This window comes from Mesorhizobium sp. ES1-4 (genome assembly GCF_020164745.1).
Taxonomy (GTDB): Bacteria; Pseudomonadota; Alphaproteobacteria; order Rhizobiales; family Rhizobiaceae; genus Mesorhizobium.
The window spans coordinates 137,370-160,910 of sequence record NZ_JAIUGV010000006.1 but is presented as its reverse complement, the minus strand read 5'-3'; the positions used below and the strand labels follow the sequence as shown (position 1 = coordinate 160,910).

Genomic DNA, 23,541 nt, shown 5'->3' with positions numbered 1-23,541 from the left:
GGCGGTCTTTCGACCACCGCCCGATATCGACAAGCCACTCGAACTTAGAGTGTGCGGGTCACCATCTCGACGCGGAAGCACTCGATGACGTCGCCGACGCGCATGTCCTCGTAGTTCTGGAAGGCCATGCCGCACTCCTGACCGCCGGGGACTTCCGAAACCTCGTCCTTGAAGCGCTTCAGGGTCTTCAGTGTGCCTTCGTGGATGACGACGTTGTCGCGGATCAGGCGCACGCCCGCGCCACGCTCGACCTTGCCTTCGGTGACACGGCAGCCGGCGATCTTGCCGACCTTGGTGATGTCGAAGATCTCGAGGATCTCGGCATTGCCGATGAAGGTCTCGCGACGCTCCGGCGACAACAGGCCCGACAGAGCCGCTTTCACATCATCCACGAGGTTGTAGATGATCGAGTAGTAACGGATCTCGATGCCCGCGGCTGCGGCCGCCGCACGCGCCTGGACATTGGCGCGCACGTTGAAGCCGATGATCGCCGCTCCGGACGTTTCCGCCAGCGAGACGTCGCTTTCGGTGATGGCGCCGGCGCCGGAATGGACGATGCGCGCACGCACCTCGTCGGTGCCGAGCTTGTCGAGAGCCGCATTGATCGCCTCGATCGAGCCCTGCACGTCGCCCTTGATGACCAGCGGGAATTCCTTCAGCCCACTCGTCTGCAACTGCGACATCATCTGTTCGAGCGAGCCGCGCTGGCCGGCGTGCCTGGCCACCGCCTTCTCACGCGCCAGACGCTGGCGGTATTCGGTGATCTCGCGGGCGCGGGCCTCGTTGTTGACCACGGCGAAGCGGTCGCCGGCCTGCGGGGTTCCCTGAAGGCCGAGCACCTCGACCGGCATTGCCGGCGGCGCTTCCTTGATCTGCTCGCCGCGATCGTTGACCAGCGCGCGCACACGGCCCCATTCGTTGCCGGCGACAAGGATGTCGCCCGGCATCAGGGTACCGGTCTGCACCAGCACGGTGGCGACGGGACCACGGCCCTTGTCGAGCTGCGCTTCGATGACGACGCCCTCGGCGGTGCGGTCGGGGTTGGCCTTGAGGTCGAGGATTTCGGCCTGCAGCAGGATCGCCTCAAGCAGCTTGTCGAGGTTGGTGCCCTTGGTCGCCGACACTTCGACGTCCAGCACTTCACCGCCCATCGATTCGACGAACACCTCATGGCGCAAGAGTTCCGAACGCACCTTCTGCGGATCGGCGTCATGCTTGTCGATCTTGTTGATCGCCACGATGATCGGGACGCCGGCAGCCTTGGCGTGGCTGATCGATTCGATCGTCTGCGGCATGACGCTGTCGTCGGCCGCCACCACCAGGATGGCGATGTCGGTCGCCTGGGCGCCACGGGCGCGCATGGCCGTGAAGGCGGCGTGGCCGGGCGTGTCGATGAAGGTGATCTTCTGACCGTTCTTCTCGACCTGGTAGGCGCCGATATGCTGGGTGATGCCGCCGGCCTCGCCGGAAACGACATTGGCGTTGCGGATCGCATCGAGCAGCGAGGTCTTGCCGTGGTCGACGTGGCCCATGATGGTGACGACCGGCGGACGCGACACGAGGTCTTCCGGACGGTCAGCGATGTTGAACAGGCCTTCCTCGATGTCCGACTCGGCGACGCGGCGGACCGTGTGGCCGAATTCGGTGGCCACCAGTTCGGCCGTGTCGGCATCGATGACGTCGCCTGGCTTCAGGATTTGGCCCTGCTTCATGAAATACTTGACCAGGTCGACAGCACGCTCGGACATGCGCTGCGCCAGTTCCTGGATGGTGATGGTCTCGGGCAGGATCACTTCGCGCATGACCTTCTCGCGCGGCTCGTTGTGCATCGCGCGCTTGAATTTTTCCTGGCGGCGACGCATCGACGACAGCGAACGGGCTCGCGCGTCCTCGTCGGACAGCGCGGAATTCAGTGTCAGCTTGCCACGGCGGCGGTCTTCCTCGCTCTTGGTGGGCTTAGCCGGGCGCGCCACTTCGGGCGTGACCAGACGGCGTACCGGCGCACCGGCGGTCGTCCGCTTCGGCTTGACCTCTTCTTCCTCGTCGGCGGTTGCCAGTTCCGCGGCTTGCGGCGCGCGGCGGCGTGCCTCTTCCTCGGCGCGACGGCGCGATTCGGCCTCGGTCTGCAACCGTGCCTCTTCCTCGGCCTGGCGGCGCGCGGAGTCCTCGCGCTCGCGCTTGCGGCGCTCCTCGTCCTCGGCGCGGCGCTTGGCCTCTTCGGCGGCGCGCTGACGGTCCTCGACTTCGCGGACCTTCGAACCCTCGAGCGCCCTGCGGCGCGCTTCCATTTCGCTGCGCGACAATTCGTTCAGCACCATGCCGCTGCGCTCGACCGGAGGCGGCGGCGGGGGCGGCGCCTTGGGCGCTTCCTGGACGACAGGCGCCGCCACGACCGCCGGTTTCGGCGTGAAGACGGGCGCGGGCGGAGCCGCAACCGGCTCCGGCTTGTCGCCGGGCATCGAGAACTTGCGCTTCTTGGTCTCGACCACGACCGACTTGGTACGGCCGTGCGAGAAGTTCTGGCGCACAGTGCCCTGTTCCATGCCGGGGCGCTTCAGCGTCAAGGTCTTCTTCGGTGTAACACTCAACGTCTTGTCGTCGCCCGATTTCGTATCGCTCATTCCATATCCTCTGCGGCATCATCTTCGTCAGCAACGGCCGCAAGCATTGCAAGATCGTCCGGGGTTCCGCCCCGATATCGGTCGAGCGCAACCATGCGCTTCTGGACCGCCTTACCCGCGTCTCCCGCGAGGACGGCAGCATGTATCACATTTGTGCCCCCCAATGCCAAGCTCAACTCGGCCTCGGAGAAAAGTTTGTAGGCAAGGATGGAAGGGCCGCCGATGTGGACGGTCGCCCGCCGCGCCTGACTGATCTTGCGCACGCCATCGTCGGATGCTTCGGTGGCGTGCAGCACGAAAAGCGCCAGCCCGCCGCGCACCGCGCTCTCCACCTTGGTAGCACCCAGGGAAATCGCGCCAGCCTTGCGGGCAAGCCCCAGCATGCCCAGAGCGGATCTGGAAAGCAGGCCGTCAACCATGCCGCCAAGATCGGGCGGCACGACCACCTGTGCCTTGAAGGCGCGGGCAAAAAGGTTCTTAGCCGCCGCCTTGTCGATATGTAGGCGGTCGGCACTCACCCAGCAACCACGGCCGGGCAGATTTCTCTTGAGATCGGGAACGACGGCCGAATCCGGACCGACGACGAACCGGATCAGTTCATCCGGTTCGGCCTGTTTTCGGGTGACGATGCAGGTGCGATCGTTCATCTCGTCCAAGGGCGGGTTCTGTGCGATGCGGTTTCACCTCACGCACCAACGGCTTCGTCAGCCGTTTCTTCTTCGGCCGCGAGCTCGTCCTCGGTGATCCAGCCGGCCTTGAGGCGAGCGGCCAGAACCATCTGCTCGGCATCGGCGCGCGAAACGCCGTGATTGGCCAGCACGCCTGGATAGACCTTGGTCTCGCCGTCCTTGCGTTCCTTCCAGCCGGTCAGGTCGTCGGCGGCATAGCCGGCGAAATCCTCGATCGTCTTCACGCCGTCCTCGCCGAGCGTCACCATCATGGCGGTGGTGATGCCTGGGATTTCGCGCAGCTCGTCCGAAACGCCCAGCGCCTTGCGCTTTTCGTCATGCTCGGCTTCGATCTTCTCCAGATATTCGCGGGCGCGGGTCTGGATTTCGGAGGCGGTATCGTCATCGAAGCCGTCGATCGAGGCGATCTCGCCGGCATCGACATAGGCGACTTCCTCGACGCTGGTGAAGCCTTCGGAAGCCAGCACCTGGCCAACCATCTCGTCGACATCGAGCGCTTCCATGAACAGCGCCGAGCGCTCGACGAATTCCTTCTGGCGGCGCTCGGATTCCTCGGCCTCGGTCAGGATGTCGATGTCCCAGCCGGTGAGCTGCGAGGCAAGGCGCACGTTCTGGCCGCGGCGGCCGATGGCCAGCGACAGCTGATCGTCGGGAACCACCACCTCGATGCGCTCCGCATCCTCGTCGAGCACGACCTTGGCGACTTCCGCCGGCTGCAGCGCGTTGACGATGAAGGAGGCGGCCGAGGGCGACCACGGAATGATGTCGATCTTCTCGCCCTGCAATTCGCCGACGACGGCTTGGACGCGGCTGCCGCGCATGCCGACGCAGGCGCCGACCGGATCGATCGAGCTATCACGCGAGATGACCGCGATCTTGGCGCGCGAGCCAGGGTCGCGGGCGACCGACTTGATCTCGATGATGCCGTCATAGATCTCCGGCACTTCCATGGTGAAGAGCTTGGCCATGAACTGCGGATGGGTGCGCGACAGGAAGATCTGCGGGCCGCGCTGCTCGCGGCGCACGTCGTAGACATAGGCGCGGACGCGATCGCCGTATTTGTAGTTTTCGCGCGGGATCAGCTCGTCGCGGCGGATGATCGCCTCGCCACGGCCGAGATCGACGATGACGTTGCCATATTCGACGCGCTTGACGGTGCCGTTGACGATCTCGCCGATGCGGTCCTTGTACTCGTCATACTGGCGGTCACGCTCGGCCTCGCGCACCTTCTGCACGATCACCTGCTTGGCCGACTGGGCGGCGATGCGGCCGAAATCCATCGGCGGCAGCTGTTCGGCGATGAAATCGCCGAGCTGGGCGTCGGGATTGCGCTCACGGGCCGAGGAAATGGCGATCTGGGTGGCGTAATCGTCGACCTTCTCGACCACCTCCATCAGCCGCTGCAGCTTCATCTCGCCGGTGTTCGGGTTGATGTCGGCGCGAATGTTGGTCTCCTGGCCATAACGCGAACGCGCCGCCTTCTGGATCGCATCGGCCATGGCGGCGATGACGATCGACTTGTCGATCGACTTTTCACGCGCGACCGCATCGGCAATCTGCAGCAGTTCAAGTCTGTTGGCGCTTACAACCATGTTCTTTCTCCCGAGCCTGTTCGCCGGACATTATGCCCGGCAGCTCAATCAAATTTCCTGTTCGTGTTCTTCCGTGGCGTCCGGTTCCGTACCGTCGGACACATCATCGTCCGGTTCACCGCGGCGTTTCTTGGCTTCCTTGCGTGCCCTGTTGTCCTTGGACAAGGCATCGCGAATGAGGTCGTCGGTCAGGATCAGGCGCGCTTCGGCGATCGCATCGTAAGGCACGCGCACCGTCGGCTCTTCGCCATAGGCCGCCTTGTCGCGCTCGATCAGGACGTCATTGTCGCCGGCCTCGGCGATCTTGCCCTTGAAGCGCTTGCGGTCCGCGACGACAACCGATGTTTCCATCTTCACCAGATGACCGGTCCAGGTCACGAAATCCGATTTGCGCACCAAAGGTCGATCGATGCCGGGAGACGAGACTTCGAGATGATACGCCTTCTCGATCGGATCGTCGACGTCGAGCGCCGGCGACACCGCGCGGCTGACCTCCTCGCAATCCTCGACGGTCATGGTGCCGTCGTCGCGCTCGGCCATGATCTGCAGCGTCAGCCCGTTCTGGCCGGACAGATGCACGCGCACGAGGCGAAAGCCGATGCCGCGCAGCACCGGCTGCACGATCAGCGCAATGCGCGCATCGATGCCGCTTTCGCGGATGATGCGGTCGTCACCTTCGCTTGCCGTTGCAGTCATCAATTGCCTGTCGTTCGTTTCGAACCTACTGGCAGGTAATAAAAAAGAGCGGGACCGGGTGGACCCACTCTTCGTCATACCGACCAAGAATTTGAGGCTGATATAAACGATCCGAGCTCGTGTTTCAAGTCCGCAGTCCCGGCCTGTCGTAAGCGCATGAGTTGTCCGGATCGGGCAGCACATGAGCCGGTGAATCGCTGGGCATGTCAGAGCGGCAGGTTCGGCGTCGCCGCGTCGCGGGCCCTGCGCAATCCCGGCATGGACCCGGCCCTGTTCAACAGGATCGGCCTTTCGGATTCCGACGAGCAGTCGATGCTCGCCAGCAAGTTGCCGGAGCCGTTGCCGGTTGGGCGCGCCTACGTCCTGATGAAGGTAAGATAGGCCGGCGGGCGACCTTCGCGAATGGCCTTCGCCTCGTAGCGCGTACCCGGCCAGCCCTCATAGGGGCGATGCCAGTCCGCCGCTTCCGCGGCCTGCCACGCGAAGGCGCCATGCGCCCGGCAATGCAGCAAGGTCCAGTTCACATAAGTGTCGATGTCGGACGCGAAGCGAAATCTTGAGCCCGGCTTCATGACGCGGGCGAAGCGGTCGAGATTGATCGGACTGACGAAACGCCGCTTCCAGTGCTTTTTCTTCGGCCAGGGATCGGGGTAGAGCAGATCGAGGCCGTCGAGCGAGGCCGGCGGCAGCCAGTCAAGCAACTGGGTGGCGTCGTCGTCGTAGACCCTGAGATTGGGCAGCGGCGTTGCCCGGACGGCCATCATCATCTTGGCCATGCCGTTGACGAAGGGCTCGACGCCAATGAAGCCGGTCGCGGGCGCCTCGATGGCGCGATGCAGGAGATGTTCGCCGCCGCCAAAGCCGATTTCGAGCCGAACGGCCGAAACGTCGGCTTCAAACAGGACGCGCAGATCCGGCGGCGCCTCGGCCGTCGGATCCAGCCGGTATTTGCCGAGCCCGCTTTCCAGCGCCGCCGCCTGCTGCGGCCGAACGGGTTTGCCACGCCGACGGCCGAAGAAGGCTTCGGTCGTGCGGCTTGGCCTGTCCCCGTCACGCATCGACTGGCGCAAGTCCTGCCGCCGCCCTCAGGCCGCGACAGCATCCTTGAGCGCTTTGGCCAGATCGGTTTTTTCCCAGGAGAAGGACCCGTCACGGCCGGCCTTGCGGCCAAAATGGCCGTAGGAAGAGGTCTTGGCGTAAATCGGCTTGTTGAGATCGAGATGACGGCGGATGCCGGACGGCGACAGGTCCATCACAGTGCGCAACGCATCCTCGAGCCTGGCCTCATCGACCTTGCCGGTGCCGTGCAGGTCGACATAGACCGACAGCGGCTGGGCGACGCCGATGGCGTAGGAAAGCTGGATGGTGCAGCGGTCGGCAAGCTTCGCCGCCACGACGTTCTTGGCCAGATAGCGCGCCGCATAGGCAGCCGACCGGTCGACCTTGGTCGTGTCCTTGCCGGAGAAGGCGCCGCCGCCATGGGGGGCCGCGCCGCCATAGGTGTCGACGATGATCTTGCGGCCGGTCAGGCCAGCATCGCCGTCCGGACCGCCGATGACGAACTTGCCGGTCGGGTTGATGTACCACATGCAATCGTCAGCGATCTTGAGGTCGCCCAATGCCTCGCGGATATAGGGTTCCACGACCTTGCGGACCTTCTTGGAATCCCAGCTTGAATCGAGATGCTGGGTCGACAGCACGATCTGCGTCGCCTCGGCCGCCTTGCCGTCGATGTAACGGACGGTGACCTGGCTCTTGGCATCCGGCCCGAGCTTGCCGGCCTCGCCGTTGTTTTCGTGACGGGCGGCGGCCAGGAGTTCGAGGATCTTGTGGCTGTAGTAGATCGGCGCCGGCATCAGGTCCGGTGTCTCGCGGCAGGCATAGCCGAACATGATGCCCTGGTCGCCGGCACCTTCCTCGCCCTGACGGTCGGCGGCGTTGTCGACGCCCTGGCCGATATCAGGCGACTGGCCGTGCAGCAGGACCTCGATCTTGGCCGTCTTCCAGTGAAAGCCGGCCTGCTCGTAGCCGATCTCGCGGATCGCCTTGCGGGCAACGGATTTGAATTTCGCCGGATTGACGACCGGATGGCCCGCGGCATCCTTGAGGATGTTGCCGGCCTTGTCCTTCTTCAGGAGCGTCTCGGGCACGCGCACCTCGCCGGCAATGACGACGCGGTTGGTGGTCGCCAGCGTCTCACAGGCGACACGGACTTTCCAAGGGTCCATGCCGGTCTTCTTGGCTTCACGATAGACCAGATCGACAATCTCGTCGGAGATCCGGTCGCAGACTTTGTCGGGATGGCCCTCGGCAACGGATTCCGAGGTAAAGAAGTAATTCTGCCGCGTCACGGGTGTCCCCTCTTGAAAACGATCGGCAGGCTGCCGATTTGGCGCGCCACGTGTTAGCGGGGCAAAGCGCTGCTCGTCAAGCGTTGCCGCGGGTCTGGCCCGAATGGCGAAGGCAGTATCTTGTGCCACCGGCGGCGCACGCCGCCGGTGCAAGCGCATTGCGGATCAGTCGAGATCGTCCTCGGCGAGCGATTTCACCAAGTCTATGATCCTGCGGCGCACCTTGACATCGGCGATCTTGACGAAGGCCCGGTTGAGCTGAAGCCCTTCCGGACTGCCGCAGAATTCGACGGCGAAAGCCATCGAGCTATCCTCGGCAAAGCCACGGTTGGCGGTTGGCTCGTGGCCGGGCGCATCCTCGAAAAAGAAGGCGACGGGCACGCCGAGTATGGAGGCTATCGCCTGCAGACGGCTGGCACCGACGCGATTGGTGCCCTTTTCGTATTTCTGAATTTGTTGAAACGTGATGCCGAGATTCTCGCCCAGCTTTTCCTGGCTCATTCCGAGCATATTGCGGCGAAGCCGGACCCGGCTTCCAACATGAATATCGATGGGATTCGGTTTCTTCTTGTTTTCTTCTGTCATTTTTTCCTCGCCGAATTTTTTCGGCTTTGTGATTTTTTCCTGCCCAAACGAAGCCGGGGCGACTGCCCCAACAGAACGATCCACCGGCTTCGAGAAATTTTCAGGCGGTACAGTATGAGTTTCTAATGTGCCAACTGTCAATTCACCCGTAGCCTTTGCCTTACGTTCAACAACACCCCTATCAGCGCAAACAGCAACATGATCAGCACTCCGTTAATGCGCCGCTGACTGGGCGAAATGACCGTCGGTTCGGAAACGGGCACCTTCACATCGATGGCCCCGCGCGCGTCGATCCCCAGCGCATCGACGACGCGGCCACGGGGGTCGACAACGGCCGAGATGCCATTGTTGGCAGCACGCAACAAGGGCAACCCGTTCTCCACCGCGCGAATCTGAGCCTGCCTGAAATGCTGATACGGTCCCGGCGTATCGCCGAACCACGCATCATTGGTAACGTTCACAATAAGCTGCGCTGACGCAGCGTCAACGTCCACCAGATCGGGAAAAATCACCTCATAACAGATAAATGGCAGGGCACGAACGCCGCCCGGCAGCGTGATGGGATGACGCTCGTTGCCGGCCGTGAACGTCATTGGCCCGGCGACGAGCTGTTCTATCCCGAAATGGCGGAGCAAGCCGGCAAAAGGCAGGTACTCGCCGAACGGCACCAGATGGACCTTGTCCACCGCATCGACGATTTCGCCCCTGTCGTTGATCGCCACCACGGAGTTGTAGTAGCGGCTGTCGGCAGTTGCCGCCGAACCGCCCTCCTCACGCACGACGCCGGCGATCAGCATCTGGCCGTCGCCCAGCATGTCGCCCAGCGCCGTCAAGGCGTCGGGGCGCTCGGTGAAAAGGAACGGCACCGAGGTTTCCGGCCAGAGAATCAGTTGCGGCTTTTCGTGACCTGGGTCCGGCGCCTTGGCGGACAGGCCCAGCAAGGTGGCGAAGATGCGGTCACGCACCGAGGCATCCCACTTTTCCGACAGGTCGACGGCCGGCTGGACGATGCGAACGTCGAGACTGTGCGCCGCCGGCTTTTCGGGGGCGCTGAGCCTGACATAGCCGAAGCCGACATGCGCGGCGGCGAGCACGACAAACAGCGCGGCGCCCAGCCGAAGATGCCGGCGCGCCGCCAGCAGCGCCGGCAGTGCGAAAAGGAAGACCGCGAGCGCGTTCATGCCGATCATTCCGGTCACCGAGACGCTCTGCATCAAAAGGGGTACCGGCATCGCCGCGTAGCCGATGGCATTCCAGGGAAAACCGGTGAACAGGAAGCCGCGCAGCCATTCCGCCAGCGCAAAGCCGAAGGCAAGGGCCGCGATACGGCCGATATCGCTGCTCCACAGGAGCCGGGCGGCCATCGTTGCGAAGCCATAGAAAAATGCGAGCGCGAAGGGAATGCCGATTACAGCCAAAGGAAGAGCCCAGGCAAAGTCGTCGGCCTCGACCAGCAGCGCCGAGCCGACCCACCACAGGCCGGCGAGGAAATAGCCGAAGCCGAACCACCAGCCGACGGCGAAAGCCGGCCGCAGGCGCCGCAACAGGCTGCCGGAGGCTTCGCCGGTCGCGCCGTCGAGCAGCCAGACCAGCAGCGGAAACGAAATGAAACAGGCGGCGAAGAAATCGTAGGGCGCCTGGCCCAGCACCGCCAGCGCCCCGGCAAGAAACGCCACGAGCGCACGCCGCCAACCCCAAAGCAGAATTATCCGGCCGGCAAGGCGCTCCATGCGTATTTCCGAGTCGCGAATCAGGACGCAAGATTTATCAGGCCGCGGCCCGCACTCCAAACACCGGCGCGATTGCCCGGCCGCTTTACCGGTGCCAGCCTTCGATGCGTAAGCCACCCAACCGCTCCGCCTCTTCGCGGGCAACGGAGCGTATTGGTTGCGTGAACATCCAGACATGGCCTTCTGGGTCGCGAGCCCTATACTGGCGTTCGCCGTAGAACTGGTCCTCAGGCTCCTGGATTATGGCGGCGCCGGCCGCGCGCGCCTGCTCACAATGGGAATCCAGGCCGTCCTTCAGCCTGACATAGACCGACTGGGTGTTCTTGCCGCGGACCGAAGCGGGGCTGGCGACATGATCCGCCCATTCGGAATCGACGATGATGTAGCCATCGCCGAACCGCATCTCGGCGTGGACCAGTTTCCCACCGATATCGCTGACAACCATGCTGCGCTCGAAGCCAAAGGCCGCTTCGAGCCAGTCCAGCGCCGCAAGCGGGTTCCGATAGAACACACCAGAGCCGAGGACCGGATGCTTGAACGGGTCCTCGATTGTCATGGAGCGCCGATTGTCATGGCGCGCCGGCTTCAGGCCTGTTCGGTACGCGCCGTGGCGCGCCGGCGGCGCTCGCCCTTCTGGCTCTGCACGATGCGCACGCGCTTGACGCGGCGCGGGTCGGCGTCCAGCACATGGAATTCGAAGCCGGGAATGGCCTGCACCACCTCGCCGCGCGCCGGCACACGGCCGAGCGTGTTGAAGATCATGCCGCCAATGGTGTCGACATATTCGCCATGTTCACCCGCGGCGAAATCCTCGCCGATCATCTTGGCGACCTCGTCGATCTCCGCCTTGCCGTCGACGATGAACACGCCGTCGCCAGTCTGGGTAATCATCGGCTCGTCGTCGTCGTGCTCGTCCTCGATGTCGCCGACCACCATCTCGACAATGTCCTCGAGCGAGACGAGGCCGTCCGTGCCGCCATATTCATCGATGACCAGGGCCATTTGCGTGCGCGTCGTCTGCATGCGGCCCATCAGGTCGGAAGCAAGCATCGACGGCGGCACGAACAGAACCTGCCGTATCAGATTGAGTTCTCCGATGGTGCGCGCGAGGTCGACCTGGGCAAGATCGAGAACCGTGGCGACAGGCGTTTTGCGGGTTGCACGGCCCTTCCTGACGCGCGCAATCTTGGTGATATGGGCCAGCACGTCGCGGATATGGACCATGCCGCGCGGGTCGTCGAGCGTTTCGGAATAGACCGGCATGCGGGAATGGCCGGATTGTTCGAACATGCCCAGAAGGTCGCCGAGCGTGGTAGCGATCTCCACCGCCTCGATGTCGGCGCGCGGCACCATGACGTCCTCGACGCGCACTTCGCGCAGCCGCAGGATGTTGTTGAGCATGGCCCGCTCGCCAGGCGAGAAGGATTCGACATCGCTCGTCGTCTCGGCGAGCGCGCCGGCGATCTCCTCGCGCAGGCTGGTGCCGTTGCGTTGCCGGAACAGGCCCAGCACGCGGTTGAACAGCGAGGGACCGGCAGGCGACGGCTCGATGGCGGCGCTGCCGGTGTTGGCAACACCAGGGGTAACGGTACTCGGACTTGATCCCTCTTCCGACGTATCGGAAGCCTTGGTCGCACTGCCGGCATCGGGGCGGGCGGCAGTCTCTGGTTTGTCGTTCATCGTCGTCCGGTCAATTGATCTTTTTTAGTTACGCGTAGGGATCGGGAATGGCAAGCCTTGCCAGCGCCGCGCGCTCGATGGCTTCCATTTCCTCGGCCTCGGCGTCAGTCTCGTGATCATGGCCCATAAGATGCAGCAGGCCATGGATGACGAGATGCGAAATATGGTTCTCCAGCGGCTTGTCTTCCAGTGCCGCCTCGCGCGCCACGGTTTCGGCGGCTAGCACGATGTCGCCCAGCATCGGCGGCATCCGTCCACCTTTCACATGCGGAAAAGCCGGGAAAGACAAGACGTTGGTGGGCTTGTCCTTGCCGCGCCAGTCCGCATTCAGGGTACGGATATGGGCGTCGTCGGAAAAAACAATGCTGAGCTCGGAACGACCCGTCGCGCCGGTCTCGGCAAGGGCGGCATCGACCGCGCGATCGACCAATCGCGTCAGGCGTGCCTCATCGGGCCAGTCGCCCGCTTCAACCGATATATCGATCTCGACGGGAACCGGTAGGCTCCCGCCGCCGGATATGTGGTCCTCACGCATAAGGCCGCGTCGTCACATCAATTCTCGGCACCGAGGCCACGCGCCAGCTTGGTGTCCCGGTCATAGGCCCTTACTATTTCCGCCACCAGCGGATGGCGAACGACGTCGACATCGTTGAAGCGCACGGTGACCGCGCCTGCCACGCCGTCGAGGACACGCAAGGCTTCGACAAGGCCTGATTTGGTGCTCGGAGGAAGATCGATCTGGGTGGGATCGCCGGTGACGATCATGCGCGAGTTCTCACCGAGACGGGTGAGAAACATCTTCATCTGCATCGGCGTGGTGTTCTGCGCCTCGTCGAGAATGACGGCGGCGTGCGCCAGCGTGCGGCCGCGCATGAAGGCAAGCGGCGCGATTTCGATCACCTCGGCGGCAATCGCGCGCTCGACCTTGTCGGCCGGCATCATGTCATAGAGCGCGTCATAGAGCGGGCGCAGATACGGATCGACCTTCTCCTTCATGTCGCCCGGAAGGAAGCCCAGCCGTTCGCCGGCCTCGACAGCCGGTCGCGACAAAATGATGCGCTCGACCATGCCGCGTTCGAGCAGCATCGCCGCATGCGCCACCGCCAGATAGGTCTTGCCGGTGCCGGCCGGACCTATGCCGAACACCAGTTCAGACCGTTCCAGCGCCCGCATATAGGCATCCTGGTTCAGCGAACGGGCATAGATGGTCTTCTTGCGGGTCGATATCTGGGCGGCGGAAACCTTGCCCTTGCGCTCCAGCGTCGGCAGCGTCAGCTGGTCGTCGGCGGCAATCGCCATGCGTACGGCGCCATCGACATCGGACTGGCCGATATCGACGCCTTTCTGCAGGATGCCGTAGAGATTGTCCAAGGCCCGCCGCGCCTGCTCGGCGGCCGAAGCGGACCCCTTGATGGTCAGCTGGTTGCCGCGCGAGCGGATGTCCACACCGAGCTTCTGCTCGAGGCGGGCCAGGTTTTCGTCGAACTGGCCGTAAAGGGCGCTGGCAAGCTTGTTGTTGTCGAAGGTCAGAACGATGTGCGCCATGTCAGAAGCCCCGGATGCCGGTACCGGGGGCAGATTCTTCAGCTCCGCTGCGCTCAACCGTCTCTCCTCATCTGCCGAGACCATCAGGCCAATTCGGCGAACAGGCTGTTGTAGCCCGTCTTCGTGATTCGCACCTTGATAATGTCACCGATTTCGCCGGCCTTTTCATCAACAATAACCGGCTGCAGCCAGGGCGAACGGCCGACCTTCTGGCCGGCCTGGCGACCGGGCTTCTCGATCAGCGTATCTATGGTGCTGCCGACCAAACTCAAGCCGAAATCCTGCTGCTGCTTCAGGAGCAGCGCCTGTAGCCGCTGCAGACGCTCGTCCTTGACCGTTTCAGGCACCTGATCGGCCATGTCGGCGCCGGGCGTTCCGGGACGCGGCGAATATTTGAACGAGAAGGCCGAGGCGTAGGTCACCTGGCGCACCAATTCCATGGTCGCCTCGAAATCCGCTCCCGTCTCGCCGGGGAAACCGACGATGAAGTCGCCCGACAGCGCGATATCGGGCCGGACGGCCCGGATGCGGTCGAGCAGCGCCAGATAGTCCTTCGCCGTATGCCTGCGGTTCATCGTCTTCAGAATGCGATCCGAACCGGATTGCACCGGTAGATGCAGATAGGGCATCAGCGACGGCAGGTCGCGGTGCGCCGCGATCAGCTCGTCGCCCATGTCGCGGGGATGGCTGGTTGTGTAGCGAAGCCGCGCCAGCCCGGGGATTTCGGACAACCTGAACAGGAGGCGACCGAGACCCCATTCCTGGCCTTTCTCGCCCTCGCCATGCCAGGCATTGACGTTCTGGCCGAGCAGCGTCACCTCGCGCACCCCGGCCTCGGCCAGGCGCTCGGCCTCGGCGACGATCTGAGCCACCGGCCGCGACACTTCCGAGCCTCTGGTGTAGGGCACGACGCAGAAGGTGCAGAACTTGTCGCAGCCCTCCTGGACGGTGAGAAAGGCGGTAACACCACGCTTGATGACCTCGGCGCGCTTCGGCTGCGGCAGATGCTCGAACTTGTCCTCGATTGCGTAGTCGGTCTCGACGATCTTCTCGCCGCCGCGAACCCGCGCCAGCACGTTTGGCAAGCGATGATAGGTCTGCGGCCCGATGACCAGATCGACGGCCGGCGACCGCCTGATGATCTCCGCACCTTCGGCCTGCGCCACACAGCCGGCGACGCCGATCAGCATCTCGCGGCCCGCGCTGGCGCGTTCCGCCTTCATGTCGCGGATGCGGCCGAGCTCGGAATAGACCTTTTCGGCGGCTTTTTCCCTGATGTGGCAGGTGTTGAGCAGCACCAGATCGGCCTCGCCGATGGCATCGGTCGCGGTATAGCCGTCGGCCGTCAGCGCGTCGGTCATGCGCTGTGAATCATAGACGTTCATCTGGCAGCCATAGGTCTTGATGAAGACCTTCCTCGCTGCCGTGGCGCGCGCCGCCGGCTGTCCGGCCACAGTGCCGATCTCGTCGCTTTCAATCGTGGTCAAGTCCATCCGGCGGCTTCTAACGCCTTTCCATGACAAAAAACAGACGATTCTCGGCGTGCGTCAGCCGGCGCATGCCGGCGGCTAACGACTCGGGAGCGGATCGGCGAGCGCCGCCTGCATCATCTCCCGTACCCGGCCTTCCATCTGCCTGGCGGTCTCCTTGCGGTTGGAGCCCTTGGCAAAGGCGATCGGCTCGCCGAAATGCACCTCGACGTCGAGCGCGCCCTCGGCCATCAGCACCTTGAGATGCGGCATCAGGTCCTCGTCGCCGATCCATGCCGCGATCGGGCGGTGGCGGCGGCCCAGCGGCACGCCGTGCAGGCGCGTATAGGCGATCGCAACCGGCTGGATGAACACTTCCTGCGCGGCACCTTCCGAGATCGCCATGGAGGCGGCGCCGAACAGCGTGCTCTTGAATGGCAGGATGACGTTGCCGTCGCCGGTCGACCCCTCGGCGAACAGCACCATGGCATCGCCCTTGGCCATGCGGTTGGCGATCTCGCTGGCCTGGTCGCCGGAGGAGCGCTTGCGCTCGCGCTCGATGAAGACGGTGCGCTGCAGCTTCGACAGCATCCCGATCAGCGGCCAGCCTTCCATGTCGGCTCGGGCAATGAATTTCACATCGGCAAAAGAGCCCAGCACCATGATATCGGTCCATGAGATGTGGTTCGCGGCAACCAGCAGGGGGCGTCTGTCGCAGAGCGTACCCCTGACATGGATACGCATGCCGAGCGCCCGGATGATCAGCCTGTGCCAGATCTTGAGGATGACGGTTTCCGGCCACCAGCCGGTTTTCATCGCCAGTATCTGCAGCGGCGCGAGAACCAGCGACCCAGCGACGACAAGGCCCAGCGCCAGGAAAATCCTGATTTTTCCGATCATATGTCCTGACCCTAGCCCGGCATCTCGCTAGCGAAGATCGCGGCGCATGACAAGCGCGCCGGTCGGCCCGCGATCGGGCGACTTGTAGTAATCCGGGCGCTTGCCGACTTCCCGAAAACCGAGCCGGCGATAGAGGGCGATCGCGGCGGCATTGGTTTCATCGACCTCGAGAAACAAGGCTTCGGCGCGCTGCGAATGCAGTTCGCGCAGCACCGCGTCCATCAACTGCCAGCCCAATCCCTGGCGGCGATGCGACCGTGCCACCGCGACGGTCAGGATTTCACCCTCGCCAGCGGCCAGCCGGGCGAGCACGAAGCCAACAGGCGGCTTGGCGCCCTGCCCGGTTTCGCGAGCGGCATAACCGAAGACCGTGTCCTGCTCGAGCAAGGCGGCGAACTCGCCATCGGTCCATGGGCGGACAAAATCCTCGCGGTGCAGCACCGAGACCGCGGGGCTGTCGGTGATCCTGAGCGGCTCGAGCGCGTAATCCCGGCGGCGCGGCTGGAGAAAAGGTATGCGCATCAATTCTCGTTTTCTCGCCTGACCATGATCTCTGGACAAACGCGAACGATTGTCCGCCAAAACCGGCTTCCACTTTTCGCCAATGCGGTCCTTCGGTTCGGGATCATGGTCTTTGCCTCGAAAGTATAAACCCGGCCTGCGGCTTGGCATCGGCACCGCGCAGATAAAGCGGTTTCGGCCTTTCGCCCTGTCCTTTCGCGGCAGCCAGCCGGGCATAAATGAGGATGTCGGCGGTGGCCGTCCGCGGCCCGATGTCGAAGCCGCGGCCGGCGGCTTCAGAGATCAGCGTCGCTGCCGTGCCGGCGAGCACCACGCAATGTTCCGACGCCATCGTCATCGCGTTCGCAAGCGTGGTCACGGCCGGACCGTAAGTCAAAACTGACATTTCATCGTAAAGTGCAACATGGATTTCCTCGCGTCCGGCATCAAGGGCCGCCAGCACGGCGCGGCCTGGAAATGCTGTGGCCGCCTCGGCGGCGAGCGCCTCAAGGGTCGTCACCCCGATTGCCGGCACCTTGAGCGCCAGGGCCAGACCGCGGGCGGTCGACACGCCGACGCGCAGGCCGGTGAAGGAACCGGGACCGACGGAGACGGCGACGGCGCCAAGACCGGCGTAGTCGGTCGCGCCGGCCTTCAGCGCTTCGGCGATCACGGCCATCAGGTGTTCGGCATGGCCTTTGCCGAGATCAAGCACCGAACGGCCGAGCTCGCGCCCGGCCGCCGCATCGTAGACGCAGGCGGCGCAAAGGCTGGCGGCACAGTCGATGGCGAGAACTTTCATGAAACAACCGGTTCGAGAAACAATTCCCTGTGCCCGCCACAGCGCGCAACCGCAAGAGTATAGTGCATAATTTGTTAAGCGGCTTCAGTTTGGCCTTGCAGATGAGCCTATGCCGCCCGCTCTATGCGCAGCATGTGGTTGTCCCAGACATAGTCCGGCTCCGACCGCGTGGCGCCGGCGCCCTCGACGATCTCGCCAGCGCCTGTTGTGGCCAGGAAACCGGCCCCGTCGGGCGCCACGCCGCAGACCTCGACCAGCGCGCGGGAGGAGACGACGCCACCGCTGCCCGCATCGATCACGACCAATGAATTGCCTTCCGGCGAGGAGACCGCAACGGTACCGGCAGCAGGATTGGCCGCGACCGAGCCGATGTAGTTGCGGAAACCGGAGAGCACATCGCGCGGCATGTCGAGCAAAGCCAGATCCTTGCCCCGCGCGGCACGGCCGACCAGCAGCGGACGATCGGTGCCGGGCCCCCGGTACTGGCAACCAAACCAGACGGCGCCGGTCTGGTCGGCATCCATATGGCGGATCGACAGTTGGTGCAGTGCCGCCGGCAGCTCATGCTTTTCGATCAGGTCGCCGGAGACGCGGTCGACCAGCACATAGGAGGGTTTCATGGTCGCGATGTTGAGCTCGGCGCGGCCATAGTCGGGATGGGTCTCGATGCCGCCATTGGCGACAGCAATCGTCCTGCCGTCACCCAGCAGCAGAAGTTCGTGCGGACCCATGCCGTAGGTGGGGAATTCGCCGATGCGGCTGAATTTCGCCCGCGCGTCATAGACGCCGACCACGCCGGCGGCGTTGTCGAAATCGTTCTCGGTGGCGTAGAGCAACGCGCCGTCGGGCGAGAACACGCCGTGGCCGAAGAAATGCCGTCCGGTGACGCTGGCGATGGTCCGCGGAGCGTCGCGCCCGGTGTGATCGAAAATGACCGCGAAGGTGCCGGGCTGGCGGGCGAAGACCACCGAACGCTTCGATATGGGATCGAAGGTGACGTCATGGCCGCGATCGGGCAGGTCGATCGCATGCAGCACCTTGCTGGCCTCGGACAGGACGGCGGCGCCAAAACCGCCGTCGCGCTTGACGAAGGCGGTGGCGAAGACAGCATCGGCCGCGAGCGTGTTAGCCCAGGCCGAGGGCGTCATGGCGGCGGCAAAGCCGATGCCGGCAGCCCTGAGGAAATCGCGGCGGTCGATAAGCGGCGTCTTCAAGGATCAGTTCTCCTTTCGAGCATGATCTTCTGTGAAAAGTCCGCAACCTTTCGGGATCATGCTCAGTCTCCATCCAACGACGAGAAGCCGGCTGTCAGGCCGAATTCCGCGGTCAGCCTGGTGCCGATCAGGGTCGACAGGCTGGAGGTGATCAGGGCGAAATGCTCGATTTTTTCGCGCAGCGCCGGATCGGCGAGCGCCTTGTCGATCGGACCCTGGATGGACTTCGCGGCAACCACGCCGTTGACCAGCTGAATGTGGATCGACTCCGCCATCCAGCGCGCATCCGGCGGCAACGCGTCGTCGAGCTTCGACGCCTGGAACAGTGCATCGACACCCGCAAGGTTTCCGGCCAGGGAATTGGTCGTGTTTTGCGAACGCCAATAGATCGCCTGTCTCGGCTTGTCGGCGTCGGGCCTGGCGCCCAGGAAGCCCTTGAGGCGCACATCGCGGACCATTTCCAGCTCGTTGATGAAGACGCCGACCAGTTCTGTCATCGCCTCGTTGCCATCACGATAGAGCGCATTTTGCGGTCCCGGATTGGCCCAGAGCGCCGCGAAGCCGTCCGGCTTGTTCCAGGCTGCGCTGACGTCGGCAGCGATGATTTCGATGTTGCCGGCAACGGCCGCGCCATAAGCGCAGCGATAGGGTTCCTCCTGGCCCGTCAAGGCATCGGCGCCGTCGCCATAAAGCACGAATTCCAGCGCGCCCAGCCCCTGCATGGCAACGCTCTTGCCGGCAAGCTGCACAGGATCGGTGGCGGCGGGATCCTTGTCCGACAGCGCCGCCTGCACCTGTCTCAGGCCGATGCTCTTGCGGTCCGGCCAGAACAGCATGCGCTCCAGCCTGTTGTTCTCCTTGATTGGCCCGAAACCGATGATCTCAGCCGACGACCAGGCATAGACAGTAGCCGAAAACGCAGCCCGTGCGGCTTCGAGGTCCGCCTGCGAGGGCGCGGCGCAGAGCTTGCGCATCGTTTTCGCGAGGGCCTCCGCATGCTGGTGCAGGCTATCATATGCGGGGCGGACAAAGCCGTCGATGGCGCGCTGGACGACATCCGAGGCTTTCACCGCGGCCGATGCGGGCAAGGCGCCCAGCAAAGCCAGAGGAAGAACGAGAACCAGCGCGAAACGCTTCGACATCAGAGTGACTCCAGGAATTTGATCAGCGCATCGCGATCCGCCGCGCTGGCGGCGGCAAAGCGGTCGCGCGTCTTCTGGCCCTCGCCGCCGTGCCACAGGATCGCTTCTGTCAGGCTACGGGCACGACCGTCGTGCAGAAAGAAGGAATTGCCGTTGACGGCCTCGGTGAGACCAATGCCCCACAGCGGCGGGGTGCGCCATTCGGTGCCGGTTGCATCACCAACCGCCTGGCCGTCGGCAAGATCCGGTCCCATGTCGTGCAGCAGGAAGTCGGAGTAGGGCCAGATCAGTTGGAAGGCCTGTGCCTTGTCAGGCGCATCGCGAAGGGTGACGAATTTCGGCGTGTGACAGGCAACGCAGCCGATTTCGTAGAAGATCTTCTTGCCGGCGAGCACATCAGGCGCGTCAAGATCGCGGCGTGCCGGCACGGCCAGGTTCCGCGAATAAAAGGTGACGAGATCCATCACCGGCGCCGGCGCCTCGACAGGACCGAGGCGCTCCTGCACGCCGTTGGGCATGGCGAGGCATTTTACCTGCGCCGTGGTGCAATCGCCCCAGTGTTTCGGCTCCTCCGGTGTCGAGATGCCGATGTCGCCGGCAAAGGCATCCGCCGCCTGCTGGCGGATCGACGCTGTCTGCGCCTTCCAGCCGAAACGGCCAAGCGCCAGCTCGCCGCTCAGGCTGTCACGCACGATGTTCGGCCTGCCGGAGATAGCATCGCCGTCCCTGTCGTCCGGGTCGGCATGGGCCAGAATGTCCGCCGGCGCGATCTGCTCGATCAGGCCGAGGCCGATCATGGGTGGTGTCAGGCGCGGCGAAAGCGTGGTGCGCGGATCGAGCGGCCCGTAGGCGAGATCCGTGACGGAATAACTGGGTTTGCGCAGGGAAACCACGGCGCCATCCGTCAGTTCCACCTTACGTTCTTGGTACTCGACGCGCATCCTACCTTCACCCTTGAGGCCAGCAACGGCCAGTTCCTGCAACTGCGTGCCGTAGACCGGGTCCGGGAAATTAAGCAGCCTGTGGTCGGCGAGCGCCGCCTTGTCTTCCGCGCTGCTGGCGTCGCGCGCCAGCCGCAGGAACATCGAGGTGCTGCCGGCATCGCCTTGCGGCGGACGACCGCGGCCGTCCTTCAGATGGCAGTTCTGGCAGGCGCGTTCGTTGAACAGGGGCCCAAGCCCATCCGACGCCTGCGTCGAGGAGGGCGACGATACCCAGTTCTTGCGGAAAAGTGCGTTGCCGAGCTTGAAGGTGCCTTCTTCCTCGAAGGTGATGTTGGCCGAGGATTGCGAGAAGGAATCCCGGCTGACGTCGCGCCGCGAGCTGCCGGCGCCACCTTGCATCAGTTCGAAAGGCTCGGGTTTGGAGAAATCCGTGGTCGGGCTGGTGATGGCGGTGACGCGCGCCTGGTCCTCGGCATCGAGGTCGGTGCGTCTGGCGGCGAGGCCCTCGGATCGAGGGCCTCCGGCCACGGCGGAAGACGTCAGCGCCAGCATGAGTACGATGCCGCGCCGACCAGCCGATATGGCAGGCGTTTTCCGGAGGGGCGGAGGGCGTTTGGCCCACCGCAAGCGGCGCAGGACGTCTAGGAGGCGCCGCATTCCCACATATCCTTAATCCGCCTCGTCCGCCGATGCGGCGTTGAGCTGGCCGTATTTTTCCTCGCCGATCGAGGCCAGCAGGTCGAGCTGCGTCTCGAGGAAGTCGATGTGGCCTTCCTCGTCGGTCAGCAGTTCCTCGAACAGCTTCATCGATACGTAGTCGCCCGCTTCCTCGCAGATTTCGCGCGAGCGCTTGTAGGCGGTGCGCGCGTCATATTCGCCGGCGAGGTCGGATTCGAGCACTTCCTTGACGTTCTGGCCTATGCGCAGCGGCGCCACCGACTGCAGGTTGGGATGGCCTTCAAGGAAGATGATGCGAGCCACGAGCCTGTCGGCGTGGTGCATCTCCTCGATCGATTCCGCCCGCTCCTTCTTGGCCAGCTTGGCGTATCCCCAATCCTCGAGCAGACGGAAATGCACCCAATACTGATTGACGGCGCCGAGCTCCAGAAAAAGAGCCTCGTTAAGCCGCTCGATGACCTGTGGTTCGCCTTTCATGGGTTCTGCTCCCGTATTGGACGCGCAGGCCTCTGACGCGATCCAGATGTGAAACGATGTCGACGCCGCTCACCTGCGAACGGGCGTGGTAGTTCTCGGTGACCCGAATGATCGTTTCGACCACATTTGGAAAACAGCCGCAACAGCGGCCACGTTTGTGCATGGCGTGATAGACCTTTGCCGGCACGATGAGCTGCCAGGGGTCCTGATCCAGCAGGCCGATGATCGTCTGCTCGATCTCCTTCTCGGTGATGATGTTGCAATGGCAGATCAGCATTTCGTCGCTCTGGCTGACGGCGCCGGTGCGGCGCCGTTTGGCTGGGGTGGCAGGCTTACTTGAACACCTTGTCGGGTGCGTCGAGGCTGTCGGAGCCTTCGAAGGCAACGGCGTTCAGCTTCAAGGCACCGACCGCGCGTTCGATCGCCTTGGTCTGGTCGATCAGCGCGTCGATCGCGGCCTGAATGGTGGCATTGCCCGCGGTGTTGCCTTCGGCGATCTGCTGGTCATAGGCCTCGCCGGTTTCCCCCCGCGCCTTGATCGCTTCCATCTTGGCGACGGTGACATCGAGCTTGTCCGACAGTTCCTTGTCGATCGCCGGATCGGCGGCCTTGACCATATCGGCCACCGACGGACCCGAGACAACTGTGCCATCGAGCCTGGTATAGCTGGCGTGGTAGGCGGCGCGAATGCCGACGGCGTCATAGAGATGCGAGTTGAAAGTGTTGTCGGAGAAGCAGTCCTGCTCCTCTTCGGGATCGTGCAACAGCAGGCCAAGCTTCATGCGCTCGCCGGCCAGTTCGCCGTAGGACAGCGAGCCCATACCGGTGAAGATGACCGAGATGGCGGTGTTCGGCTCGCCATCGACGAGGTTCTTGCGGGCAGCGCCGTCTTCCTTCCAGTCGTTGACCATCTTCCGCAGGTCGGAGACCAGAAGGCCAGTCGCCGACTTCAGGTACTCCGCGCGGCGGTCGCAATTGCCGCCGGTACAGTTCTTGAGGTCGTAGTCGGTGTAGGGGCGCTCACCAGCGCCCGCGCCGGTGCCGTGCAGATCCTGGCCCCAGAGCAGGAATTCGATGGCGTGATAGCCAGTGGCGACGTTGGCCTCGATACCGCCGGCCTGCTGCAGCGTGCCGGACAGGAATTCCGGCGAAAGCTTCGACGCATCGACCTTCTTGCCGTTGATCTCGATCTCCTGGTTGGCGATCACATTGGCCGTATAGAGCGAATTCGCGTCCGACTCGGTACCGTAGCTCTTGGCGACGTAGTCGATCAGTCCTTCGTCGAGCGGCCAGGAATTCACCTCGCCTTCCCAGTCGTCGACGATCTTGTTGCCGAAGCGGTAGACCTCGGTCTGCTGGTAGGGCACGCGCGATGCCTTCCAGGCGTCGCGGGCGGCATTGAGCGTTTCCGCCGACGGGTTGGCAAGCAGGGCATCGACCGCCTTGTCGAGCGCCTGCGCCGTGGCCAGCGAATCCTCATACTTGGCAAGCCCGATGTCGGCATAAGTCTTGATGACCGCCTGAGCATCGGGTTCCGCCTGGGCAGGCAGCACGAATATCGCTGCCGTCAGCAGCGCCGTGGCGCCGATCGCCGCAAGCCTGCCGCCATATCGTGCCGTCATCATCGCTCTCCAGTTTCTCGGGAATTCCGCAAACGGCGCGCGCGGCAGCCGGCACCAGGCCGTGTGCATGCCGCCGGCCGCAAGATATGCCGCGCTGTCGCGCGGCTCAGGGAAGAAAGACACCAAAATGCCTCCAATCGAACGGGTTCAAGGCCCAGACATCAAAGGGATGCGCCAATGCGCGAGCTCCCTTAAAGCTTCGAGCTCGACGGAAGTCAATGAAAATTGCTGAAAAACTCAATCTAAACAATAGTTTAGAATTATTCTAAACTACAGAAGTCAACTTTACACACCTGCTGCACC

23 protein-coding genes are annotated in these 23,541 nt (G+C 63.8%); 1 reads left to right on the top strand and 22 read right to left on the bottom strand.

Going from position 1 to position 23,541, the window contains the following annotated elements:
• Nucleotides 1-44: 44 nt before the first annotated feature.
• The 4 genes from infB to rimP are packed head-to-tail and all read right to left on the bottom strand — an operon-like array spanning nucleotide 45 to nucleotide 5,598.
• A complete protein-coding gene (infB, locus tag LB556_RS13465; protein WP_224567756.1) occupies nucleotides 45-2,621 on the bottom strand; it encodes a translation initiation factor IF-2 in 2,577 nt (858 codons plus the stop codon).
• Nucleotides 2,618-3,268 carry an RNA-binding protein gene (locus tag LB556_RS13460; RefSeq protein WP_224568111.1) on the bottom strand — a complete coding sequence of 217 codons (651 nt, stop codon included), beginning with the start codon at nucleotides 3,266-3,268 and terminating at the stop codon, nucleotides 2,618-2,620. Before LB556_RS13460 ends, infB begins: the two co-directional genes overlap by 4 nt.
• Nucleotides 3,269-3,306: 38 nt before the next feature.
• Nucleotides 3,307-4,902: a transcription termination factor NusA gene (nusA, locus tag LB556_RS13455; protein WP_224567753.1), complete on the bottom strand. Its 1,596-nt coding sequence runs from the start codon at nucleotides 4,900-4,902 to the stop codon at nucleotides 3,307-3,309.
• A 48-nt stretch (nucleotides 4,903-4,950) separates the two neighbouring features.
• Nucleotides 4,951-5,598, bottom strand: coding sequence for a ribosome maturation factor RimP (rimP, locus tag LB556_RS13450; RefSeq protein ID WP_224567751.1), 648 nt, complete (start codon nucleotides 5,596-5,598; stop codon nucleotides 4,951-4,953).
• Nucleotides 5,599-5,787: 189 nt separating this feature from the next.
• Between rimP and LB556_RS13445 the strand changes: the two genes are divergently transcribed.
• The gene (locus LB556_RS13445) at nucleotides 5,788-5,979 is read left to right on the top strand and encodes a hypothetical protein (protein ID WP_224567749.1); all 192 of its coding nucleotides are present in this window, start codon (nucleotides 5,788-5,790) and stop codon (nucleotides 5,977-5,979) included.
• On the opposite strand, the gene trmB is transcribed toward LB556_RS13445, so the two are convergent.
• From trmB to LB556_RS13355, 18 genes are all read right to left on the bottom strand, one after another.
• Entirely contained in the window at nucleotides 5,955-6,656 is a 702-nt protein-coding gene (gene trmB, locus LB556_RS13440; protein WP_224567747.1) for a tRNA (guanine(46)-N(7))-methyltransferase TrmB, read from the bottom strand. The genes LB556_RS13445 and trmB overlap by 25 nt on opposite strands.
• A gap of 27 nt (nucleotides 6,657-6,683) precedes the next feature.
• Nucleotides 6,684-7,949, bottom strand: a complete 1,266-nt coding sequence (metK, locus tag LB556_RS13435) for a methionine adenosyltransferase (protein ID WP_149904466.1) — start codon at nucleotides 7,947-7,949, stop codon at nucleotides 6,684-6,686.
• 165 nt (nucleotides 7,950-8,114) lie between these two features.
• A complete protein-coding gene (locus LB556_RS13430; protein ID WP_224568109.1) occupies nucleotides 8,115-8,534 on the bottom strand; it encodes a helix-turn-helix domain-containing protein in 420 nt (139 codons plus the stop codon).
• A 137-nt stretch (nucleotides 8,535-8,671) separates the two neighbouring features.
• The gene (lnt, locus tag LB556_RS13425) at nucleotides 8,672-10,264 is read right to left on the bottom strand and encodes an apolipoprotein N-acyltransferase (protein WP_224567745.1); all 1,593 of its coding nucleotides are present in this window, start codon (nucleotides 10,262-10,264) and stop codon (nucleotides 8,672-8,674) included.
• 85 nt (nucleotides 10,265-10,349) lie between these two features.
• Nucleotides 10,350-10,820: a VOC family protein gene (locus LB556_RS13420; protein ID WP_224567743.1), complete on the bottom strand. Its 471-nt coding sequence runs from the start codon at nucleotides 10,818-10,820 to the stop codon at nucleotides 10,350-10,352.
• A gap of 29 nt (nucleotides 10,821-10,849) precedes the next feature.
• Nucleotides 10,850-11,944 carry a hemolysin family protein gene (locus LB556_RS13415; RefSeq protein ID WP_224567742.1) on the bottom strand — a complete coding sequence of 365 codons (1,095 nt, stop codon included), beginning with the start codon at nucleotides 11,942-11,944 and terminating at the stop codon, nucleotides 10,850-10,852.
• A gap of 28 nt (nucleotides 11,945-11,972) precedes the next feature.
• Nucleotides 11,973-12,479 (bottom strand): rRNA maturation RNase YbeY, encoded by a 507-nt coding sequence (gene ybeY / locus LB556_RS13410; protein WP_224567741.1) that lies wholly within the window; start codon nucleotides 12,477-12,479, stop codon nucleotides 11,973-11,975.
• 17 nt (nucleotides 12,480-12,496) lie between these two features.
• Entirely contained in the window at nucleotides 12,497-13,489 is a 993-nt protein-coding gene (locus LB556_RS13405; RefSeq protein ID WP_224568108.1) for a PhoH family protein, read from the bottom strand.
• A gap of 83 nt (nucleotides 13,490-13,572) precedes the next feature.
• Nucleotides 13,573-14,982: a tRNA (N6-isopentenyl adenosine(37)-C2)-methylthiotransferase MiaB gene (gene miaB / locus LB556_RS13400; protein ID WP_224567740.1), complete on the bottom strand. Its 1,410-nt coding sequence runs from the start codon at nucleotides 14,980-14,982 to the stop codon at nucleotides 13,573-13,575.
• Between the two features lie 75 nt (nucleotides 14,983-15,057).
• A complete protein-coding gene (locus LB556_RS13395) occupies nucleotides 15,058-15,858 on the bottom strand; it encodes a lysophospholipid acyltransferase family protein (protein ID WP_224567739.1) in 801 nt (266 codons plus the stop codon).
• A 27-nt stretch (nucleotides 15,859-15,885) separates the two neighbouring features.
• Complete coding sequence (gene rimI / locus LB556_RS13390) at nucleotides 15,886-16,380, bottom strand: ribosomal protein S18-alanine N-acetyltransferase (protein WP_224567738.1); 495 nt, start codon at nucleotides 16,378-16,380, stop codon at nucleotides 15,886-15,888.
• Nucleotides 16,381-16,483: 103 nt separating this feature from the next.
• A complete protein-coding gene (gene tsaB, locus LB556_RS13385) occupies nucleotides 16,484-17,161 on the bottom strand; it encodes a tRNA (adenosine(37)-N6)-threonylcarbamoyltransferase complex dimerization subunit type 1 TsaB (RefSeq protein WP_224567737.1) in 678 nt (225 codons plus the stop codon).
• A 107-nt stretch (nucleotides 17,162-17,268) separates the two neighbouring features.
• Nucleotides 17,269-18,375: a DUF1513 domain-containing protein gene (locus tag LB556_RS13380; RefSeq protein WP_224567736.1), complete on the bottom strand. Its 1,107-nt coding sequence runs from the start codon at nucleotides 18,373-18,375 to the stop codon at nucleotides 17,269-17,271.
• 62 nt (nucleotides 18,376-18,437) lie between these two features.
• Nucleotides 18,438-19,517 (bottom strand): imelysin family protein, encoded by a 1,080-nt coding sequence (locus LB556_RS13375; protein WP_224567735.1) that lies wholly within the window; start codon nucleotides 19,515-19,517, stop codon nucleotides 18,438-18,440.
• Nucleotides 19,517-21,118 carry a di-heme oxidoredictase family protein gene (locus LB556_RS13370; protein ID WP_224567733.1) on the bottom strand — a complete coding sequence of 534 codons (1,602 nt, stop codon included), beginning with the start codon at nucleotides 21,116-21,118 and terminating at the stop codon, nucleotides 19,517-19,519. The genes LB556_RS13375 and LB556_RS13370 overlap by 1 nt, the downstream gene beginning before the upstream one ends.
• Before the next feature lie 12 nt (nucleotides 21,119-21,130).
• Nucleotides 21,131-21,616 carry a bacterioferritin gene (bfr, locus tag LB556_RS13365; RefSeq protein ID WP_224567731.1) on the bottom strand — a complete coding sequence of 162 codons (486 nt, stop codon included), beginning with the start codon at nucleotides 21,614-21,616 and terminating at the stop codon, nucleotides 21,131-21,133.
• Nucleotides 21,582-21,893 (bottom strand): (2Fe-2S)-binding protein, encoded by a 312-nt coding sequence (locus LB556_RS13360; RefSeq protein WP_224567729.1) that lies wholly within the window; start codon nucleotides 21,891-21,893, stop codon nucleotides 21,582-21,584. The genes bfr and LB556_RS13360 overlap by 35 nt, the downstream gene beginning before the upstream one ends.
• A gap of 55 nt (nucleotides 21,894-21,948) precedes the next feature.
• The gene (locus tag LB556_RS13355) at nucleotides 21,949-23,238 is read right to left on the bottom strand and encodes an imelysin family protein (RefSeq protein WP_224568106.1); all 1,290 of its coding nucleotides are present in this window, start codon (nucleotides 23,236-23,238) and stop codon (nucleotides 21,949-21,951) included.
• Nucleotides 23,239-23,541: the final 303 nt, after the last annotated feature.

Bases quoted from the DNA above. Each gene is read 5' to 3' on its own strand.
- infB (WP_224567756.1), bottom strand. From the start codon at position 2,621: ATGAGCGATACGAAATCGGGCGACGACAAGACGTTGAGTGTTACACCG.
- LB556_RS13460 (WP_224568111.1), bottom strand. From the start codon at position 3,268: ATGAACGATCGCACCTGCATCGTCACCCGAAAACAGGCCGAACCGGAT.
- nusA (WP_224567753.1), bottom strand. From the start codon at position 4,902: ATGGTTGTAAGCGCCAACAGACTTGAACTGCTGCAGATTGCCGATGCG.
- rimP (WP_224567751.1), bottom strand. From the start codon at position 5,598: ATGACTGCAACGGCAAGCGAAGGTGACGACCGCATCATCCGCGAAAGC.
- trmB (WP_224567747.1), bottom strand. From the start codon at position 6,656: ATGCGTGACGGGGACAGGCCAAGCCGCACGACCGAAGCCTTCTTCGGC.
- LB556_RS13430 (WP_224568109.1), bottom strand. From the start codon at position 8,534: ATGACAGAAGAAAACAAGAAGAAACCGAATCCCATCGATATTCATGTT.
- lnt (WP_224567745.1), bottom strand. From the start codon at position 10,264: ATGGAGCGCCTTGCCGGCCGGATAATTCTGCTTTGGGGTTGGCGGCGT.
- LB556_RS13420 (WP_224567743.1), bottom strand. From the start codon at position 10,820: ATGACAATCGAGGACCCGTTCAAGCATCCGGTCCTCGGCTCTGGTGTG.
- LB556_RS13415 (WP_224567742.1), bottom strand. From the start codon at position 11,944: ATGAACGACAAACCAGAGACTGCCGCCCGCCCCGATGCCGGCAGTGCG.
- ybeY (WP_224567741.1), bottom strand. From the start codon at position 12,479: ATGCGTGAGGACCACATATCCGGCGGCGGGAGCCTACCGGTTCCCGTC.
- LB556_RS13405 (WP_224568108.1), bottom strand. From the start codon at position 13,489: ATGGCGCACATCGTTCTGACCTTCGACAACAACAAGCTTGCCAGCGCC.
- miaB (WP_224567740.1), bottom strand. From the start codon at position 14,982: ATGGACTTGACCACGATTGAAAGCGACGAGATCGGCACTGTGGCCGGA.
- LB556_RS13395 (WP_224567739.1), bottom strand. From the start codon at position 15,858: ATGATCGGAAAAATCAGGATTTTCCTGGCGCTGGGCCTTGTCGTCGCT.
- rimI (WP_224567738.1), bottom strand. From the start codon at position 16,380: ATGCGCATACCTTTTCTCCAGCCGCGCCGCCGGGATTACGCGCTCGAG.
- tsaB (WP_224567737.1), bottom strand. From the start codon at position 17,161: ATGAAAGTTCTCGCCATCGACTGTGCCGCCAGCCTTTGCGCCGCCTGC.
- LB556_RS13375 (WP_224567735.1), bottom strand. From the start codon at position 19,517: ATGTCGAAGCGTTTCGCGCTGGTTCTCGTTCTTCCTCTGGCTTTGCTG.
- LB556_RS13370 (WP_224567733.1), bottom strand. From the start codon at position 21,118: ATGCGGCGCCTCCTAGACGTCCTGCGCCGCTTGCGGTGGGCCAAACGC.
- bfr (WP_224567731.1), bottom strand. From the start codon at position 21,616: ATGAAAGGCGAACCACAGGTCATCGAGCGGCTTAACGAGGCTCTTTTT.
- LB556_RS13360 (WP_224567729.1), bottom strand. From the start codon at position 21,893: ATGCTGATCTGCCATTGCAACATCATCACCGAGAAGGAGATCGAGCAG.
- LB556_RS13355 (WP_224568106.1), bottom strand. From the start codon at position 23,238: ATGACGGCACGATATGGCGGCAGGCTTGCGGCGATCGGCGCCACGGCG.